Origin of the sequence: Paenibacillus sp. GXUN7292 (assembly GCF_050864975.1) — a bacterium.
In the GTDB taxonomy this organism is placed as follows: Bacteria; Bacillota; Bacilli; order Paenibacillales; family Paenibacillaceae; genus Pristimantibacillus.
In genome coordinates, this window is record NZ_JBOZWO010000097.1 from 1 (window position 1) to 1,221 (window position 1,221).

Consider the following 1,221-nt stretch of genomic DNA (forward strand, 5'->3'; position numbering starts at 1 on the left):
CTAGGTTAAGCTAGTAAGAGCGCACGGCGGATGCCTAGGCACCAGGAGCCGAAGAAGGACGTGGCGAACAACGATACCGCCTCGGGGAGCTGTAAGCAAGCATTGATCCGGGGATTTCCGAATGGGGAAACCCAGCCGTCGTAATGGGCGGTTACTCACAACTGAATCCATAGGTTGTGAAGAGGCATACCAGGGGAACTGAAACATCTAAGTACCCTGAGGAAGAGAAAACAAAAGTGATTCCGTCAGTAGCGGCGAGCGAAAGCGGATTAGCCCAAACCAAGGAGCTTGCTCCTTGGGGTTGTAGGACGTCTCACATGGAGTTACAAAGGAGTTTGTTAGGCGAAGAGGTCTGGAAAGGCCCGCTAGAAGAGGTAAAAGCCCTGTAGCCAAAAGCAAGCTCTCTCCGAGACGGATCCTGAGTACGGCGGGACACGTGAAACCCCGTCGGAATCCGGCAGGACCATCTGCCAAGGCTAAATACTCCCTGGTGACCGATAGTGAAGCAGTACCGTGAGGGAAAGGTGAAAAGCACCGCGGGAGCGGAGTGAAAAAGAACCTGAAACCGTGCGCTTACAAGAAGTCAGAGCCCGTTAAGAGGGTGATGGCGTGCCTTTTGTAGAATGAACCGGCGAGTTACGATTACGTGCAAGGTTAAGGTGGGAAGCCGTAGCCGCAGCGAAAGCGAGTCTGAATAGGGCGAATAAGTACGTGGTCGTAGACCCGAAACCGTGTGATCTACCCCTGTCCAGGGTGAAGGTGCGGTAACACGCACTGGAGGCCCGAACCCACGTACGTTGAAAAGTACGGGGATGAGGTGGGGGTAGCGGTGAAATTCCAATCGAACTCGGAGATAGCTGGTTCTCCCCGAAATAGCTTTAGGGCTAGCCTCGAGGGAAAGTGTCGTGGAGGTAGAGCACTGATTGGGTGCGGGGCCCGCCAAGGGTTACCAAGTCTAGTCAAACTCCGAATGCCATCGACATGTTACTCGGGAGTCAGACAGTGAGTGCTAAGATCCATTGTCAAGAGGGAAACAGCCCAGATCGTCAGCTAAGGTCCCCAAGTGTGTGTTAAGTGGGAAAGGATGTGGAGTTGCACAGACAACCAGGATGTTGGCTTAGAAGCAGCCACCATTTAAAGAGTGCGTAATAGCTCACTGGTCGAGTGACTCTGCGCCGAAAATGTAACGGGGCTAAACACACCACCGAAGCTACGGCATGT

General features: G+C 53.5%; 1 rRNA gene. It reads left to right on the top strand.

What is annotated here, in order from left to right:
- Positions 1-3: 3 nt before the first annotated feature.
- Positions 4-1,221, top strand: a 23S ribosomal RNA gene (locus ACRRU2_RS28500); the annotation flags it as partial.